This window comes from Helicobacter bilis (assembly GCF_001999985.1).
GTDB classification, from domain to species: domain Bacteria; phylum Campylobacterota; class Campylobacteria; order Campylobacterales; family Helicobacteraceae; genus Helicobacter_A; species Helicobacter_A rappini.
The window spans coordinates 412,125-431,060 of record NZ_CP019645.1 but is presented as its reverse complement, the minus strand read 5'-3'; the positions used below and the strand labels follow the sequence as shown (position 1 = coordinate 431,060).

Annotated in this window: 17 protein-coding genes; 3 read left to right on the top strand and 14 right to left on the bottom strand. The window is 34.2% G+C overall.

Annotated elements, in window-relative coordinates; all coding sequences use genetic code 11:
- Positions 1-13: 13 nt before the first annotated feature.
- From XJ32_RS01990 to XJ32_RS01955, 8 genes are all read right to left on the bottom strand, one after another.
- Positions 14-322: a hypothetical protein gene (locus XJ32_RS01990; RefSeq protein ID WP_005219943.1), complete on the bottom strand. Its 309-nt coding sequence runs from the start codon at positions 320-322 to the stop codon at positions 14-16.
- A 29-nt stretch (positions 323-351) separates the two neighbouring features.
- The gene (locus tag XJ32_RS01985) at positions 352-1,263 is read right to left on the bottom strand and encodes an HdrB C-terminal domain-containing protein (protein WP_077388181.1); all 912 of its coding nucleotides are present in this window, start codon (positions 1,261-1,263) and stop codon (positions 352-354) included.
- Positions 1,264-1,275: 12 nt separating this feature from the next.
- Positions 1,276-2,049: a DUF5644 domain-containing protein gene (locus tag XJ32_RS01980; protein ID WP_077388180.1), complete on the bottom strand. Its 774-nt coding sequence runs from the start codon at positions 2,047-2,049 to the stop codon at positions 1,276-1,278.
- A gap of 1,313 nt (positions 2,050-3,362) precedes the next feature.
- Positions 3,363-3,884, bottom strand: a complete 522-nt coding sequence (locus tag XJ32_RS01975; protein ID WP_254422423.1) for a site-specific integrase — start codon at positions 3,882-3,884, stop codon at positions 3,363-3,365.
- Between the two features lie 233 nt (positions 3,885-4,117).
- Entirely contained in the window at positions 4,118-5,689 is a 1,572-nt protein-coding gene (folP, locus tag XJ32_RS01970; protein WP_077388179.1) for a dihydropteroate synthase, read from the bottom strand.
- Between the two features lie 2 nt (positions 5,690-5,691).
- Entirely contained in the window at positions 5,692-6,903 is a 1,212-nt protein-coding gene (locus XJ32_RS12580; RefSeq protein WP_254422422.1) for a DNA polymerase III subunit delta', read from the bottom strand.
- Between the two features lie 9 nt (positions 6,904-6,912).
- The gene (locus XJ32_RS01960) at positions 6,913-7,467 is read right to left on the bottom strand and encodes a HobA family DNA replication regulator (RefSeq protein WP_077388178.1); all 555 of its coding nucleotides are present in this window, start codon (positions 7,465-7,467) and stop codon (positions 6,913-6,915) included.
- Positions 7,468-7,616: 149 nt separating this feature from the next.
- Positions 7,617-8,117: a toxin-antitoxin system YwqK family antitoxin gene (locus XJ32_RS01955; RefSeq protein ID WP_254422421.1), complete on the bottom strand. Its 501-nt coding sequence runs from the start codon at positions 8,115-8,117 to the stop codon at positions 7,617-7,619.
- Between the two features lie 303 nt (positions 8,118-8,420).
- On the opposite strand from XJ32_RS01955, the gene XJ32_RS01950 reads away from it, so the two are divergent.
- The gene (locus XJ32_RS01950) at positions 8,421-9,494 is read left to right on the top strand and encodes a protein phosphatase 2C domain-containing protein (protein WP_155761427.1); all 1,074 of its coding nucleotides are present in this window, start codon (positions 8,421-8,423) and stop codon (positions 9,492-9,494) included.
- A 243-nt stretch (positions 9,495-9,737) separates the two neighbouring features.
- Here XJ32_RS01950 and XJ32_RS01945 read toward each other — a convergent pair whose 3' ends face one another.
- From XJ32_RS01945 to XJ32_RS01930, 4 genes are all read right to left on the bottom strand, one after another.
- Complete coding sequence (locus XJ32_RS01945) at positions 9,738-10,757, bottom strand: YeiH family protein (protein ID WP_077388176.1); 1,020 nt, start codon at positions 10,755-10,757, stop codon at positions 9,738-9,740.
- Between the two features lie 394 nt (positions 10,758-11,151).
- Positions 11,152-12,090, bottom strand: coding sequence for a UDP-glucuronic acid decarboxylase family protein (locus tag XJ32_RS01940; protein ID WP_077388175.1), 939 nt, complete (start codon positions 12,088-12,090; stop codon positions 11,152-11,154).
- A 177-nt stretch (positions 12,091-12,267) separates the two neighbouring features.
- A complete protein-coding gene (gene lolA / locus XJ32_RS01935) occupies positions 12,268-12,819 on the bottom strand; it encodes a LolA-like outer membrane lipoprotein chaperone (RefSeq protein ID WP_077388174.1) in 552 nt (183 codons plus the stop codon).
- Positions 12,816-14,159, bottom strand: coding sequence for an MFS transporter (locus tag XJ32_RS01930; protein ID WP_077388173.1), 1,344 nt, complete (start codon positions 14,157-14,159; stop codon positions 12,816-12,818). The genes lolA and XJ32_RS01930 overlap by 4 nt, the downstream gene beginning before the upstream one ends.
- A gap of 269 nt (positions 14,160-14,428) precedes the next feature.
- On the opposite strand from XJ32_RS01930, the gene XJ32_RS01925 reads away from it, so the two are divergent.
- Positions 14,429-15,064, top strand: coding sequence for a hypothetical protein (locus tag XJ32_RS01925; protein ID WP_005219428.1), 636 nt, complete (start codon positions 14,429-14,431; stop codon positions 15,062-15,064).
- Positions 15,065-15,190: 126 nt separating this feature from the next.
- On the opposite strand, the gene XJ32_RS01920 is transcribed toward XJ32_RS01925, so the two are convergent.
- Both XJ32_RS01920 and ychF read right to left on the bottom strand, forming a co-directional pair.
- Entirely contained in the window at positions 15,191-16,183 is a 993-nt protein-coding gene (locus XJ32_RS01920; protein WP_077388172.1) for a WlaTC/HtrL family glycosyltransferase, read from the bottom strand.
- Positions 16,184-16,276: 93 nt separating this feature from the next.
- Positions 16,277-17,377, bottom strand: coding sequence for a redox-regulated ATPase YchF (ychF, locus tag XJ32_RS01915; protein WP_005219432.1), 1,101 nt, complete (start codon positions 17,375-17,377; stop codon positions 16,277-16,279).
- A gap of 402 nt (positions 17,378-17,779) precedes the next feature.
- Between ychF and XJ32_RS01910 the strand changes: the two genes are divergently transcribed.
- A complete protein-coding gene (locus tag XJ32_RS01910; protein WP_077388171.1) occupies positions 17,780-18,850 on the top strand; it encodes an LptF/LptG family permease in 1,071 nt (356 codons plus the stop codon).
- The last annotated feature ends 86 nt before the right edge of the window (positions 18,851-18,936 follow it).

Genomic DNA, 18,936 nt, shown 5'->3' with positions numbered 1-18,936 from the left:
TATATGAAAATATCTAGAGTTTTAACTTCTTTTTTAACTCTTGCTTACGCATTTCTTCAGCTTCAAGTGCTTGTTTTTTGAGTAGCTTTTTCTCTTCATTTTGTTTTTCTGCTAGAATGCGTTTTTTCTCCCTTGCCTCTTGAATCTTATGGCGATATTCATCTCTTTCTTTTGGGTCTTGATAGCTAATTGGCTTGATAAATGAAGCAAGTAATATCATAGCCGCTAAAATCCCAGCAATTGGTGCTTGTTCCGGTCCATTTAAATGATACCATGCCATGCCGACAAAACAAGCAAAAAAAATCTTTAAAATGACTGCCATACTCTTAAAAATCTCCGCAATAAATAGTGCTATGAAGCATTTTTGGAAGCCTTATTGTGCTGCATAAAATCTGGATTTATTTTGTGTGTTTCAAACCCTGCTTCATCTGCCTTACCAAAGCAAACTAGCAATATCTGTGCCATATTGAGACTTGCTATGCTGATAGGATCTCTCTTGCAATATTTCGTGCATAAATCCTGCTTATTATCAAACATATCAAAGGTAGAATCTGCAAATGCACATAAAAAATCCACCCCTAAATCAATCCCTTCATACAAAAGATCCCCGCTTTTTTGATACGCCTTTTCAGAATCAATATGTGCTAAATGCGTGAAGGATTGCAGGCTAAAGGGCTTACTAAGATAGGTTAAACCCAGAATCTTGCATAACTTTTCTATATGTTTATACTCGCCCTGCATATTGCAATCTGCATGTCTGCTACCATAAAAGGCACAAGAGCTAAAGCCTTTTGTGGTATTATTTGGTGAGATATGCGGTAAATTTCTCTCATTTTTACCAAAGCTATATTTTATAGACTGCTCTATCTCTGTCATATAGTTAGCAAGTATCGCTGGAAAATAGGCAATGTGATTCTGTAATATATCTATATCAAGGATAATGCTTTGACTTTGCAATTCAGCTATAACAAAATCCCTTAAAGACTGATTATTGCGTAACAAATCAAGCGTAAAAACAAGATTCGCATAAGAATCTTCTTCTAAGGCTAATAGCTTTTTCTCTTCAAGACTAGCAAGGGCGATATTATACACATTTGCAAATATAAACTGCTCTAATGCACCTATTCTGCCAAAATATCCGCCATGTGCCTTAAATCTTTTATTAGCATCTAGCGTTGTATAAGGTATATTTAAATGCTTTAAAACCTGCTGTGTCGCAATGCTAAATGGGCTATTTTTTAAGCAATCATATATGAGATACATAAAGATCCTTTATTAATATGTATTAGCATGTAAAATGCCTTGAATAAATGGCGTAAAACTCTCTGCGGCGTTGTAATCGGCTATGCGATTTTTACATGTAAATTGATATTGTGAGTTAATGTAAGACCCAAACCCTAGCCATTCTTTATCCTTACATGTAGGTGAAATCAAGGCGCTTTGCAAAGATTCTATCTGCGTATCTATCGCCCTATTATGCGGTAGCATAAAATTTGCAGTGCTAACATGCCAGAAAATGCCACTCTCCCTGCAAGAAATAAAACGCAATAACTTCTCTTTATACAATGGATAACGCAAACACAACCATTTAATATACAATAAAAAGCCATCGCCACAATATGAGTCATCATAGGTTGGCACGATAAAGTTTATAAGTAGGTATTTTTTTAACTCTTCTCTATCACTTGGTGCGATAAAATCCATTACATAAAAAAAGTCATTATACCTTGCAAATGCCTTGTCCAAATCAAGCAATAAATCTTTCTTTGCATATCGCTTGTTTAAAGGCTCAATCTCTAAATAACAACCAAGCTTTTCTACAATCTCTTTTACCCCAAGATTCCCAAACACTGCATAACCATTAATCCTGCAATGTATAAATTGCAGATCTATACCAAACTCTTGATACCCAAAGTTTTTAGAATCTACTGCTTGAAAAATGTCTTTTAGCGTATCATTTGCCTTATAATGCACCTCTTGTCTTACAAAGCCATTTTGAAAATCTATGCGTGAATCAAATGAAAATATGCTTAAATATAGTTTGCCCATATAATTCCTTTATCTTGCCCTTATCTTGTGTGCTGATAAAACCCATTTATAATACCAAAACAATACTTAGTGATAAAAGTAGAATCTTACCTTTATTTCTTATCTTTTTCAAGCAAAACATTTAAAGTTTTTAAACTAAAATAGAATGAATCGAATAATATTACACTTTTTTAACTCCAAACGCCTCAAATACCGATACTCTAAACACTAAGCAAAAAGCCCTTTTATAGTTCTGTGCAACCTTTTGTATAACCTTTTAAGATTAAATCAAAAAACTACAAGTAAAATAACACATATTCTAAAGATTTCAGTTTCGATTGTGTCGTATGAATAAGGTTTTAAAGTTTTGTTTCTTTCCTATCTTTTTAAAATACCCTTACATTATAACTTAAAATACAAGTCTTTTTTATATGAATTTTATATTAGTGATTATATATTACATTTTCACTTTACAAAGTGTTACAAACTAAGCGATACAAAATTACAAATTAATTAAAGCTTTGATACAAATTTAAAATTACACACAATACAAAAAAAACATTAAAGACTAGTACAAAACTACTTAATACTTCATTATTTGCATGTATTAAATCATTATAGCTTGTAATATAGCGTTATTGTCTTGTAAGTCATTATCAGTGCCTGAAACTTCATTAAACACATCATTTTTGCTAACTTGTCAATATTATTACTTAATTTATCATGCCTTTTAGTATTAAGCAAATTTTGTATATTGTTATAAAAGGCTTTACCTGCATAATCAAGCAAAGTATTATTAGACTTTGCAAAGGTATCAATATGCTTAATACTATTAGCACATCATATAAGGCTTTTTTTGCTTTGTATGCTAATCCATAGTATATACAAGTTTTTTGATGATCGGACTTTATTGCAAACACTTATAGAAGTCTAAAAAGACAAAGCAAAGCGTATAAGTAACAATATTATAAAAGTTTACCAGCTTATTCTTCATTTTAATCAATATTATTTTCTTTTACCTTTATTAATTTTTAGCTTTGATGTTATTTAGGCAATAATGTGTCCCACATATTATACATAAATAAACTATTCTCAGTCATTAAATCTAACTTGCCTTTACACTTATAAAATGCTTGTCTTGCAATATTATATTTTATGCAAATATTACTCACACTATCAATACAAGCTGTATAATCAATCAAAGCATTAGCAAGTATGTTATTATTGTTTGCTTTATAACTTTGCTTAGTGTTATTGCTTACCTTGCCTTTTGTATTACTTGCCTTGCTTATAGCCTTTAAAACCCGATTTACTTGCTTTATGGCTTATATCGCTTACATTATTTTAGGATTTAATACATATAAATCACTATTATTTGCTACTTGTTGTAATGTGTTTTCATGTGCTAATTTGTCTATATAATTAGCCCAAAATTGCATTAATTCTTTTCTCTCTTGCATTCTCTCGCTATGGTTATAACTTTGTATAACCATATTTCCAACACTATGAGCCAAGCACATTTCAATAATTGTGAAATCTAGCTTATGCTTAGGTGTTAAATCATATAATATTGTTGAGAATGTGGAGCGGATTCTGTGTGGTGTGTTTAGCTTATGTGTTGTTAAAAAGTTTGTGTATGCTTTGTATTTTGTGTGATTATGTAAAGCATTATCAATAAACTTTTTATACTTATCTTTTATGCTATTGTCTTTTTTGTATTTATGTATCAAGTCTCTAATACTAGAATAACTTACTAGATACTTATTAGCTAATTTCCTTTGAGTGTTTTCAGTGATTAAGCCTTGTTTTTGTAATTGTATATACTCATTCAAAGCATTATATAAATGTCTTTGCATTCTTACCTTATCGCTTAAAGCACATGAAAAAACATATTTATCTAGCTTTTACTTATGCATAAATTCTAGTATATTAAATTTATACATAATTGCAAATAGTCTATAATCTTGTCATTTGAGTGTGCAAGCACGAAACATCTTTTATAGAATCTAGATTCTGTTTAGATTCTATAATTATCTTGTGTTTGCCATTAATTTTTCACATTTACTAAAATGTGTTTTTTAATAGAATTTTACAATAAATCTATATCATTTGCCCTCAACGCTTCCATAATGTGTAAGGCTTCAATATGCTCTTTTACATCATGGACTCGCACTATGTTTGCGCCATTTTGCCATGCTATGCAGTGGGCTATGAGGGTGGCAGGTAGATTGCCTTTTTTTGTGGATTTTGTATTTTGTAAAAATTCGCCCTTGTCTATACAATTTGAACGATTGAGCGAATTAGATGGGCAGTCATTATCGTTTAGATAACTCCTGCCATCACAATTCAGCCAAAGCCCGTCCAAAGCCATAGAGCAACCGCTAGAATTTGTGGTTTTGTTTGCATGGTTTGTTTGCGTAGATTCTAGAATCTTGTCATTTTGAGTGTCGAGCGAAAAATCTTTTTTAGATTCTATGTTAGATGTTCCGCTACGCTCAACATGACAAGGATTAGAATCTAATCTCTGTAATTCTTGCGAGTTAATGTTCGCACTACACTCAAGCGGATTAGAATCTAGATTTCCTATTTCTAAGCCCTGCGTTCCGCTTGAGGTGATACTAGATTCTAATTTCTCTTTACCTTGCACCCCTACGCCCTGCACCCGCCCAAATGGTTGAGATTCTAGAATCCTTGTTAAAAAACTCTTATGACTAGCACCAATTAAAAGTGGTAAGTTAAAATGTTTAAAATGTTTTAATTGATGAATTAAAGTGATATTTTGCTGCATATCTTTTGCAAAACAAATGCCAACATCAAGGATAATGTTACTGCAATTATGCTCTTTTAAAAAAGCGATTTTTTTCGTAAAAAAGGCGTCAATATCAAGGATTAGATTCTTATATTTACAATGCTTTTGCATGGTTTTGGGTGTGCCTTGTATATGCGTTAAAATATAGCTTACATGCGGGTTTTCTTGCAATACTTTTATCATATTTTCTGGCTTACCGCTTATATCATTAATAATGCTAAATCCATGTTCAACCGCAACTCTTGCCGTCTCTTCATTATAGGTATCAATGCTAAATTGTGCTTTAGTATCTAGCTTTTTTATCTCTTTTAAAATGGGTTTTAATCGCTCTAGTTCGACTTTAGATTCTATATATTTTGCACCCGGTCTAGAGCTTGCCGCACCTATGTCTATGTAGTCTATGCCAAGTTCTATATAATGATATATTTGTCTTATTGCTTCCTTACTGCTAAATTCTTTATAAAAGCTATTAGAATCTACATTGATTATCCCCATGATTTTTCTGCCATAGTCTTCTTGTGGTTGTAAAAAGATTTTTAGCTCTTGTGCGATTGTTTTTAATCCAAAGGGTTGCATTTGCATTTTTGATATTAAAAGCTTCAATGCTTTTTGTGTGCCAAATAAAAGGCAGTCATAATGTGTTTTTTGACACAATATCGCATCTTTTGGCGTTACAAGCTCTGCACCATTGCTTAAAGCGTCTTGCTTTAGAATCTGCATGGCTTGTAATTTTAATTGCTCTATTTTAAAAGCTAGAATCTGTGTCTTTTCTTTCATAATCTTATAGCCGATATTATCTGGCTCGACGCTTTTCATAGCTTCATTGATATTTGTTACTCGCTCAATTTTCATAGCTATCCTTTGACTAAAGATAAAAGTAGTGGTAAAAGCGCGATATGTACGCTTTGTTTGCTATATAGGGCTTTTAGTGCTAGATCAAATCTCTCTAGCCCCTTTTCATCAAGCAAAATATTATGTGCGATTATAGAATCTAGAATCTGTGAGAGTATATTTCTGCCCTGCTCATAGCTTATATGTTCTTTTTCAAGCTTATTTACATACTCATATACCATGGGAATGGTAAGCCTTGTAAGGTCTAGATTGATGGGCTTTATGTGCGTTTTTTTACTCTTATTGAAGACTACAAGGCGTGAAAAAATCGTTGGTATAAGCTTATTTCTAGCGGTGATATATAGCATGAAAATAATATGGCTTGGTGGCTCTTCTAGAATCTTTAGGAGTGCATTTTGTGCGTAGTGATTGTAGCTAAACGCAAAAATTGCGATGATTTTATCCTTTGTGGTGGCAATATGTGCTTCTTCTATAATCTCATGTGCGTTATCCATCTTTAATTCTTCTAAATCATAAATCCTTATATCTTCTTTTGCGTAAGTGTTGCTTAGATAGTTTTTCTCGCTCTCGTAATCATTGCTGATAATGATACATGATTTTTTGAATGTAGTAATAAATTGCGGGTTGATCTTTGATGGAGCATGAAAGGTTGTTTTAGATTCTAGATTCTCATTTAATTGCGTTGTCTCTTTGGTGCTTTTCGCGGATTCTTTGCTCAAAATTCGGTCGTTATCGTTTAGATAACTCCCTTCGCTTTTGCTTTGAAAACTACTAAAATCACTCAAAGATACTACCGCAAGATTCTCGTTTGTGTTTGTAGTGGTTTCTAGATTCTCATCTGTTTGAGAATTTAGACTAGATATTCCACTCCACTCAACATTACAATTACTAGTTTCTAGAAACCCATCAAAATGCACTCCACGCTCTGCACCCGCCCATAAAGGTGTAGATTCTAGAATCTTATCGCCTTGCATGTTTAGCAAAGTATTTTTTCTAGAATCTAAATTATGTTTAGATTCTATGCTCGATATTTTCTTTTCACTTTTGGGGTCAATATTGCAAGATTCTATATTCTTGTCATATTGAGCGTTAAGCGAAATATCTTTTTTAGAATCTAGATTCTGTTTAGATTCTGTATTTCTTGCTTCTTTAAACGGATTAGAATCTTGTAGTAATGTGGATTCTGTATTATGTATAGAATCTAGCTCTTGCATGAGTGGTCCTTATATATTCTCAAGACTAAATTCGCCACAGATTCCTGCAAAAAGGGCTTTTTCAAAGATTCTATATGCTTGTAATAGCTTAAAATCAAGATTATAATCATTAGAATGCAAGGTAAAGGAATGCTCTAAAGACTCATCTAATATCCAAAGAAAAGATTCTCTAAACTCTAAGCTAAATTGTGCTATCGCATTTTCAGTTTGCCCAATATACCATAAAGCATAGTTTTGATAAGACATATCAAGCAAATCTTTGACACTTTCGCCCTGCTTTGCTTCAATCAACCCAATAAGGGAAGAATCAAGCGCATAAATAGGCACAAAAGGGCGTTTTGTATCAATCGTATTTAATCTATTTAGAATGTAGTGTTGTAGCCACGCACTCTTTTTATCCGTGCAAAGTAAAAATGTGCCACCATTAAGCAAGAAACTAATCGCTCTTGCTACAAGCGGCGTCCAGCCATTACGATCAATCTCAAGCCATTGCAATGGCATACGATTAAGCTTATCTGCATCTTTTCTCAATGTATGCAACATCCATTCATTAATATTTGTCAAATGCTATCCTTTCAAATACTTTCTTTAAGTAAAGATTCTATATTTTATTTATTGTTTGCATATATCATACCAGTAATCACCGCCTATTTCAAATTCATCTATTTCATTAGTTAATCTCGTAAGGTGTGCGTTTGTCATAACCTTACCGCTCACACATTTTCCACTAATAATCTTTCCATTTTGTGCGTTTGCTTGCCAGATAAGCTTTTTTCTTTATCATAGAATCTTACGATACCATTGATATTGCCGTTTGTATATTGGATTTCCGCTTGTATATCCCCGCTTGAATAATACGCTTTTACTATGCCCTCCATTTTTCCATTTTTATATGGTGTTTTATACTCAAGATTCCCATCTTCATAATATCTTTTTTCAACGCCCTCTTCTTTTCCATTTTTTAATGACACTTCGGCTTTAAGATTCCCGCTTTCATAATAAACTTTTCCTATGCCCTGTGCTACCCCATTTTTAAATGGTGTTTCAAGTATAAGATTTCCATCCTTATATAGTTTTGCAACACACCCCGCTTCTCTACCTTCGTAGCTTTCACATTTCTTTAAATTATCCGCATGCAAGAGTGAAAAAGAAGCAACACTACACAAAATCATCGATAAAAACACATTTTTGCTTTTAAACTTTTTAAATCCCATAACTATCCTTTAAGCTAAAATAAAACTAGATTCTACAAAAAACAAATACAAATATCAAGCAAAATATATAAGAGATTAAAGGTTTAGAACTAAGATTTACTAGATTCTATAAAATTAAATTCTAATTTGCTCGAATCCAAATTTTGCGAAATAAGATATTTCGACTGCATCTCAACATGACAATTTTAGAATCTAAATTTTGTAATCTTTTCATGCTTTACTTGATATTGGTTTTTTGTAGAATCTAGTTTTATTTTAGATTAAAGGATAGTTGCGGGATTTAAAGAGGTTAAAAGTAAAAGTGTGTTTTTATCAATGATTTTGTGTAGTGTTGCTTCTTTTTCACTCTTACATGCGGATAATTTAAAGGAGTGTGAGAGTGAAGAAGATAAACAAGCTGGGTGTGTTGAGAAAGTATATGACGAAAATGGGAATCTAATGTTTGAAGCACCATATAAAAAGCAAAAAGATGAGCTAGAGATACAGCAGGGAGAATTACATAATCATATTTTAAAAACAAAGAAAGAGTTTAAACTTATCATTAAAAACTTCATGCAATGCTATGAAGCAGCCGCACAAAGAGAACAAGATTTACTAGAAAAAGCAATAAAAGATAAAGAGAGTAAAAAAAGCAAACTACAATCACACATAAAAGATCATGATGACTTAAAACAAAAATTAAGCAAAGCTAAAAATGCTTTTAATAGTAAGAAAAATGAGATAAAAGAACAAATAGAGAAAATTAAAAAATACTCTAAAGAGAGATTCTACAAAGAGAGTGATATAGATAGTATTAAAATAAATGAGCTACAAAATGTGCTAGATTCACTAGAGAATACAAGAAGGACATGTTTGGATTTTATAGCAAATAAAATAAACATGCAAAATAGGGATATGGAGAAAAAGATAGAAATAAATCTAGAATCTCTTTTAGAAAATATAAAAAAAGAGATTACTAATAGCGTTTGTACACCAAAAGACCTAGCCTCTACCTTGCTGTTTGCAGCGATTAAGGGAGAGCAATGTCTTATAGGGCATTTAGGTGATGGGGCTATTGGTGGGCTTTATGGAAATGAACTTAAATGTATCTCAAATCCAGATAATGGAGAACATGCAAATGAAACATATTTTGTAACTACAAAACATGCAGAAAGAGCATTAAAGATTATAAAAGGAAATATAAAAGAAAAAGATATTCATGCTTTTGTATTAATGTCAGATGGTAGCACAGAGGGATTATATAGCAAAAGAGAGAATAAATTTATAGAATCTTTGCAAAAACATATGTTAGCAATAAGAGAAGGACAAGATAAAGTCAAAAAAACAACAAGATATAGAAAATCTTATAGAAAAAGTAAAAGAGCAAAAAAGCTTTGATGATTGTAGTATTGCGATATTGGTAGAAAACTAGTTGCATCGTGGCTAACAGTATATTCTACACGATCTGTCAAAGAATTGTGAGAGTAAGAATCTTGCTATGTAGCACGACATATTTATCCAAATATACAAGGGGCCGTAAAATAAACTTCGTTTTTACAACAACCTTCTAACAACAAACATTTGAGTAGAAAATAAAATAACTAAATACAACACAGAATCCGACTACAAACCCTATATAATCTAAAAATACCCAAGTTTTGTTAGCCCATACACAAGAAAAAAGCCGCCAATACAAAGCAGAATAAATAGTATAAAAGCAAGCATGAATGCCCCACCACCAGCGGATTTAAACTTCTTAAAATCAATCTGCAAACCCAAAGCACTCATAGCCATAGTGAGACAAAATGCCGATACAAACTTACACGCCATAACAATATTATCCGAAAAATCCACATAAGAATGCAAGATAACCACACCCAAAAATCCAAACGCAAACCATGGGATATGCAGCTTCTTACCACCACCATCTTGCGTTTTGCCGCATAGCATAGGGACAATTAAAAGCAGGGGTATAAGCAGTATTACGCGTATCATTTTTGTGATAAGGGCAAAATTCGCACATTCATCACTGATAGCCCCACCAGCACCAACGACATTTGCGACTTCATGCAGGGTTAAGCCGATGTATAGCCCCTCTTGCGTGTGTGTGAATGGGATAATGTCGCTTGCATACAAAATGGGATAGGCAAACATGGCGATTAAACCAAAGATTACCACAGTGCCAACGGCGATAACGCCCTTATAGGCTTCTGATTTCAAAGAAGATTCTAAAGCAAGGATTGCCGCTGCCCCACAAATCGCACTACCACCACTAACTAAAATCGCAATATCTCTATCAAGCTTCAGCCACTTCATGCCAATCCACACACCAAGCCCCATGATACAAACCACGACAAACACACACGCCGCAATGCCGATAAAGCCCACTTCCCCAATCTCTGCTATTGAGACATTAAAGCCATACAGGATAATTCCAAAGCGAAGTATCTTTTTTGCACTAAAAGTTACGCCAAGCCCAACAGAATCTTGTTTTTTGTGATAAACAAATGAGAGTAAAACCCCAAGTAAGATTCCAATAATAAGTGGTGAAAGAGAAAGGGCAGCAATGGAGGGGATTCTAACAATAGTAATGCTTAAGAAAGCAAGCAAGGCTACTGCCACGACGCCTAAAATGTAATTTTTTGCAATGTTTACTTGCATAAAGTTCCTTTCAACCTAGAATACGGGCTATTTACAACAAATCTAAGTCATAGTGATAGCCTTTGCAAGCGTTATTGTATAAGACTAGCATAACCAAAGATACAATACAAAATATTTTTACAAGATAATTTTACATAGAGTTACGAAATATATATTTTCAACTTCCAAACGAAACAAAAACAGCTATATCTATAATCTGTTTAGTTGAGATTATTCACATTTTGTGTCATGGAACACACTTCAGGCAAATGCTATGAAATCTTTAAAATCTATATATTAAGAGGCTTAATTCATTTAGCAAAGTAATGACTTTCTAAAATTGGTGGAATCTACTCTAATATTTCATATATAACACTATAGATTGGCAAATCTAAATACAAGCATTTTAAATCTACTAAAGCAAAGTTTTAAAATACGCAATCGTCTTTTCTAGCCCCTCTCTTAACTGCACTTTTGGACTAAAATTTAGCTCTTTTTTGGCTAGGGTTATATCTGGCTGGCGTTGCTTTGGGTCATCTTGGGGCAGGGGTAAAAACACAAGCTTTGATGTAGAGCCTGTAAGCTCAAGCACATTTTGTGCGAGTTCTAGCATACTGAATTCGTGTGGGTTGCCAATATTTACCGGTCCATAGAATCCATCTTTGCTATCCATAAGAGCGATCATTCCATCAATCAAATCATCTACATAGCAAAAGCTTCGCGTTTGACTCCCATCGCCATAAATGGTAATGTCCTCCCCACGCAACGCTTGAATGATAAAGTTACTCACCACTCGCCCATCATTTGGGTGCATTCTAGGACCATAGGTATTAAAAATCCGCATTACTTTGATGTTTAGATTATGCTGCCTTTGATAGTCAAAAAACAGCGTCTCCGCACATCTCTTGCCCTCATCATAACACGCCCTTATGCCGATAGGATTGACTGAGCCTTTATAAGATTCTACTTGCGGGTGGATTTCAGGATCGCCATAGACTTCGCTTGTGGAAGCCTGCAAAATCTTTGCTTTCACGCGTTTAGCAAGTCCTAGCATATTGATCGCCCCCATTACAGAAGTTTTCGTTGTTTGCACAGGGTCAAACTGATAATGCACCGGGCTTGCTGGACAAGCAAGGTTATAAATCTCATCAACCTCCACATACAGCGGGAAGGTTACATCGTGTCGCATAAACTCAAATCTAGGATTTGACAAAAGATGTAGAATATTTTGCTTTGTGCCGGTGAATAGATTATCCACGCACAGCACTTCATCGCCGCGATCAAGTAGCCTTTCACATAAATGTGAGCCTAAAAATCCCGCACCGCCGGTTACTAGAATCTTTTTGTTTAGCATTTGTATTCCTTTATAAAAAATGTGGATTTTAGCATAAATATCGCATGGATTAAAAAAGATAACAAGATTTATGCTTACTCAAAGTTTTAAAAGCTACAAAGATTCTAAACCTTTATAGAATCTTTTTATGTTGTTTTGTGTATAAAAATATGATACTTAAAACGAGCTTTATTGCACTTAACTTGCATCAATATATTCCACATCATCTGGTGGCTGAAATATAAACACGCTGCCATCAATCTTTGCATTCATCTTCACATTCTCAAAGCGTATAGTAATGACATTATCAATACTATCAGTATATTTTAGCTCATAAGGCTTAGAATCTTTGATAATCACATAGTAAGCAATATCGCCAATTTGTGTTTTATAGCTATCTTTTCCTATCTTTTGCACTCTCTTTAGAATCTGTATGAAATCTACATTTTCTTTGAGATTCCCAATCGTTACTTGTTTTAGCTCTGGTTCGTAGATATAGGCTTGTGTCTTTTCTAAATACACTTCTTTTGCAAGAGGTGCTACATACAGCCATTTTACCTTATTGTCTGCTGCATAGAGTTTGCCTTTATACACGACAGGTATCGCACCCTTTTCACCCTTAATCTCTTGTGTAAAGTCTGCCTCAATGCTTTTTACATTACGCCATACTTCTTGTTGATTTTCTTGTTGATTTTGCCCAAATGAAAATGCGCTAAATAAAAGTAATATCATACAAAGTTTTTTCATCATTCTCCCCTACATTGCAATAAAGTATAGATTTGCTTAGATTCTAGAATCTTAGTGTCATATTTAATGGTAAGCAAGTTTTCTTGCAAATTCTCATACCATTCCCTAATGCCTACAAGCGAATTTAGAGATTCTAAATCTTTTAGTCCTATCGTATCCATTGGAATGTAGAGTGTTTTGTGAGTTTCAGGGTTTTTAACAAGCATAATCACGATAAAAATCCATAGAATCATACTCGCCATAAGTGAGCCAAAAAGCACCCAATGCCATGTAACAATCGCTTCATATTGACTAAAAAAGCCACCTATCATAGCCCCCACAAAGCTCCCACCAAAACCAGCCGCACTAAAATCGCCTATAACACCGCCACGATTTTTCGCCTTTGCATACTTGCTTATCATGCTTTGCAATAAGGCTTCTTGCATGGAAAATGCTGCAAAAAAGCATGCAAGTCCAATGGCAAAAATAATGATTCTATCAATCCATAATGCCATACAAAAATATGCGATAAAAAAGATTGCTATGCTTACAAGTAATACTTCTTTTGATTTGCCCTTTTTCTCACTTATCACTGAAGTTGGACCAAGGGCTATAATACCAGCAAACATAGCAGGGACATAAACATACCAAAAATGTGTTTTATCTATATGCTCGTTTAGGATAATAGGCACTAATGCAAAGGTTAAAACCATAAGTAATTTTTCAATAAAGCCACTCAAACTCACCGCAAAAATACTTCTTTTAATCATAGATTCTGAAGCTTTATCCTCATCATGATTTGGATATACATAAGCGATTTTTGGTGTTGGCTTTACAAATACAAAAGTGATAATAAGCGAAATTATAGTAACCACTGCGCTTAAGGCAAAAAGTGAGTTTAGCCCATAATGTGCGCCAAGTATCGAGCCTAATATCATGGCGATAACAAAACTTACAAAGATTCCAACGCCCATTAATGCCATAGCACTTGTGCGTTTCTCTTCTTTTACAGAATCTGCAACTAAAGCCGTGAGTATCCCGCCAATAGCCCCCATACCCTGCACACATCGCCCAAGTATGAGATAATAAATCGAGCTTTCAAACATGCAAATAATCGTGCCAATAAGAAATATAACAAGCCCTAATATAAGGATAGGTTTGCGACCATAAATATCACTCCAGCGACCAAAAAAGGGCTGACAAATCATCTGTAAAAGATAGGGCGCACCAATCGCCATGCCAACATTCACAATATTTGCATGAGGCATTGTAGCAATCAGCAAGGAAATAACAGGCAATACGATAAAAAGCCCAATAAAACGAAATATCAAAATACTCAAAAATGGTAGAATCTTTATAAACATTAAAACGCCTTATATCTCATTTTATTTTATAAATTTTAGATTCTAAACATAGAATCTTTTACAACAATCTTGACTAAAAGAATAAACCTAACTTAGAATAAATAAGTGAAAATAAACAAAAACTAGTATTGTAGCAAAAAACATACAGCATTTTAATTCTAAATGTAAAAATATAACTTTAGATTGATATAGAATCTTGTGTGTAGTTAATAAGGTATCATAAATGCTTATTAAACATGTTATAATTACTTGAAAATAAAGGGATTGCAATGGGTGTTTATAGGTTTTGTTTATTATCTTTTATATCGTTTCTTGTTTGCATTGTTTTTCCTAGTTGCACCGCGGAGCCAAGCACGGCAAACGCTAGTGATCTTCAGCAACAAGCTATTGATGAGCGATTGAGTGGTTTTGAGCTTGGTGCTTTGCAGTATGCTTGTGATGGTTGTGATTTCTATATGCAAGAAGCTATTGCGAGTAAAAGTGCAGATATGAATGTAGGCAGAGTTGGCGGATCGCGTAGTCAAACCGGTGTGAAAGTTTATATTTTTCATAATAGCTCAATTGATCGTGCATTTTATAAGCTTTTAGATTCTAATATCTTTGCACGCAATATGGATAGAGAGCTAAAAGATTCCCTTATGCGTGCAATCTTAGCAAAAAAGAAAGACTTTAGCGAGCAAAATGGCGTTGATGAAATCGGGCTATATGCCTTTAGCTCACTTTCCTATGCAAAGAGACTAAATAATGATGCCTCATCACCAAAAGCCATGCTAGATTCTGTAGAAATCGTGCAAAAGCAAGATGAATCGCTTCATAGCACAAACTCTCTAGAAGCCTTTATTGTGAATAAAACAATTGTTATTTTGCATTTCTATGGCGAAAATAACTCATGGACAAGGCGTTAAGTATTGCATAAAGTTTTATTAAATCTTGTTTTGATGGGTTTAGATTCCATAAGATTTTCTCAAGGGCTGTTTGCCATTGTTTAAAATGTAGAGAAACTACAAGCATGGATTTCAATCATTTTACTACTACTTATTGCTTGATATTTTCTTTATTTTATTTTTAATCTTATCTATGATTTTTCTTCCAATATTCCGCTTTTTTGCTATTTTTTGACTAGATTCTGTATTTTCTATATTTTGACATTGATTTTGATATTGCTCAAAGGTAAAAAGACTATCTCTCAATATAGAATCTTTTGTAGTTGAAATGCTTTTTCGCTTAGATTCTTCCATAAAATAAAAGAGTGCGTTAAACCAATCATCAATATAAAGAATGTTAAAAATATCGGGGAAATTTCGCACACACCAAATATAAAGCTTTTGGTCATCGTCCATAATATTAAAAGACACAAAGGCTTGCAGTGCCTTTTGCATACATTCATTAAAGCTTTTCCACGCCTCTTTTGAGCCATATAAACAGCCACCAATAAGAAAATTGCTACTTCCTTTTAGCAAAATATGCGGCAATGCCCTATCATCTTTACGCCCCAAACAGAATAGATTGAGTTTAGAATCTATGAGTGGGGCTTGTGGAATGAGAATAAAATCAAACTCATTAGAATCTACAAACATAGCCCCATTAAAGTTATAACCAAAATCAAGCCATAGAATCTGCTCGTTTAAATAGGGCTTTGTGAGTGGATTATGTAGTGCATCGCACACAAAAAAGGACTTGCAATACATAAGATAGTTATATTCCGGACTTGTGTGGGGTGGGTGCTCAGGGTCAAATCTATCTGCGGCTTGATTATAATCTTTAAAAACTTTGCGGATAGAATCTAGGGCATTTGTGTCAAAAGATTCTAAGTCTTTATGAATGATTATTGTTTTAGATTCTAATCCACATAAAGAACGCATCGCATAAATTTCTAAATCTATATCTTCATTTGTGTAAATGATGAAGTTGTTTTGCAGTTTTGATAAAAAGCTAAAATATTCAAGGTAGATTTGTGTTGTGCGTTTTGCTTTATAAGACTTTGTGCTTTGTGTGGCTAAATCAAGCTTGTAAAAAGCAGTGATGATTGTGGGGGGGGGGGGGAACTAACTTGATGAGTTATTTCAATAATTTTATTCATTTCTATTTCTCACCCTTTCTAAAATATCTGTTATTATCTACACATTAAACCTAAAGTGCATAATATCGCCATCTTGCACGATATATTCCTTGCCTTCAATCCGCATAGCCCCCGCTTCTTTTGCCTTTGCTTCTCCGCCATACTTGATAAAATCTTCATAACTTATACATTCCGCACGGATAAAGCCCTTTTCAAAATCCTTATGTATCACACTAGCCGCCTTTGGTGCTAAATCCCCACGCCTTATCGTCCAAGCCCGAACTTCTTTTACCCCCGCAGTAAAGTAGCTAATAAGCCCAAGCCGTGAAAACCCCTCTCTAATAATCTGCTCTAGCCCACTCTCACTTGCCCCCAGACTTGCCAAAAACTCCGCCCTTTCACTATCCTCCATTCCTACCATTTCTTCTTCAATCTTCGCACAAAGCTTGATAGCAATACCCCCATTTTTCTCGGCATATTCACGCACTTTTTTTACATAAAGATTATCAGATTCTAGCCCATCTTCACTCACATTTGCCCCATACATCACTTCTTTATTTGTGAGAAATCGTAGCTCACGATTAAGCGTTATAAACTCTTCACTCTCTTTTTTAGCAAAGGTTTTGACCGGCTTATTAGATTCTAAATGGGCTAAAAGCTCTTGTGCAATAGAGAGTTGTGCGTTTGCCCCCTTTTGTGCCTTGCTCTCTTTTTGTAGCTTTTCAATGCGTTTGTTAAGACTTGCCATATCGGCAAAAAGCAGCTCTAGCTCAATAATCTCAATATCGCTAATAGGGTCAATCCGCCCTTCCACGTGTGTGATGTTAGAATCTTCAAAGCATCGCACAATATGCAAAATCATATCCGCTTCTTTAATGTTTGCTAAAAACTGATTGCCTAGCCCCTCACCCTTACTCGCCCCTCGCACAAGCCCTGCAATATCCACAAACTCCACGACTGAATGCTGAATCTTTTGGGGATTTACTATCTTTGCTAACTCATCTAGCCTAGAATCTGGCACAGGCACAACTGCCTTATTTGGCTCAATCGTGCAGAATGGATAGTTTGCCGCCTCTGCGTTTTGTGCCTTTGTGAGTGCATTAAAAGTTGTTGATTTACCAACATTTGGAAGCCCAACAATACCAATTGAAAGTCCCATAATTTACCTTTTTTTGTGTTTTTGCTAAAAAATAAAGGGCTAGATTCTACCATAAAACATACATTTTTGTGTATTTTTAATAACTTAACATGATTTATGTCGCACCCCAACCTGCCTAAATGATAAAATGGACTTCACAACATTTAATCTAAAATCCATCACGACAATTTTTTAAGATATACCCATTTATAAAATTTTATACAATCCACCCTAAACAAAACCATATCTTACATGCAAAGGCACATGGTAATATATTTATATTGACCTTTTTAGAATCTTATTTAAACACAACTCTTAAAAGCATTTAACATACGGCAAAATACCAAAAACTATAAATTACAAGCTACAATATTTGCTTACAAATAATCTATATAGAATCTCAATAAAATAGCAAGGAAATATATGTTTTTTTGGTTTGTTGCTCTAAGGTATCTAAAGCCCACGCTTGTGATTTTATGCGGACTAGAGTTTTTCTTTATCTGTGTGGATAGTCTGCAATATTTTGATGCCCTAGCCCAATCTGCTAATAATGCGATATGGTTTCTTGCATTTGATGCGATGTATGCGTTTAATTATGTTTTGCCCCTAGCCCTTTTGCTTGGACTTATTGTATTCTACATTAGCCTTATTAAAAGCAATCAGTATGTAGCTTTGCTATCACTTGGATACTCACGCAGGAGGATTTTTTATCCCCCTTTTCTTATTATTAATCTTGTTGTGTGTGGTTATATCGGCTTAAATGCGACTGATTTTGTATATGCGCAAGAAAGGGCAGATAATATCGTGAGTAGTAGCAATAATGCCGATGTTTCTAAAGATTTATTTATCCGTTACAATACTGATTATGTGTTTTTTGAGAAAGTATATCCGCTCTTACAAAAGGCTGAAAATATACAAATCTATCACACAGAATACAAAGATTCTAGGAAGCTTGTAAGCATAACTCGTGCAAAAGAGGGCTATTTTCATAATGATGAATGGGAGCTTTTAAACCCGCAGGTTTCAATATTGCCCACTAGCTATGACTTAGGCGATAAGGGCATGATAACCACAGGGCATGATTCCACAACTACACTAAAGGGCTTTAAACCAAAAGTGCTTGATACATTTTACAAAAACAAACCTGCCATATCCATTACTGACGCATTTTATTCATTACAGATTCTCATGCAAGAAGGAGCAGATACGGCACGCACAAGAGGTGTGCTTTATACCCTTGCTGTTACGCCATTTTTTATCAGTATGCTTTGTGTTATCATTGCATATTATGCCCCGCCACTTGCACGATATGGGAATCTTGCCATGCTTGGAGTGAGCCTTAGCGTGCTATCTTTGATGGTATGGGGTGTGTTTTTCTCACTTGGTAAATTAAACGCTAATGCCGTTTTTATACCAGAATTCAGTATGCTTGTGCCACTTGGAATATTATTGGTTGTTAGTATTGTTTATTACCGCAAGTTAGATGAGATATAGATGGGGAGATAGTTTATAGAATTTATTTATAGTTTCTTTGATCTTATGGAAATATAAGACATTTTAGCTTTGTATTACAAAGATTC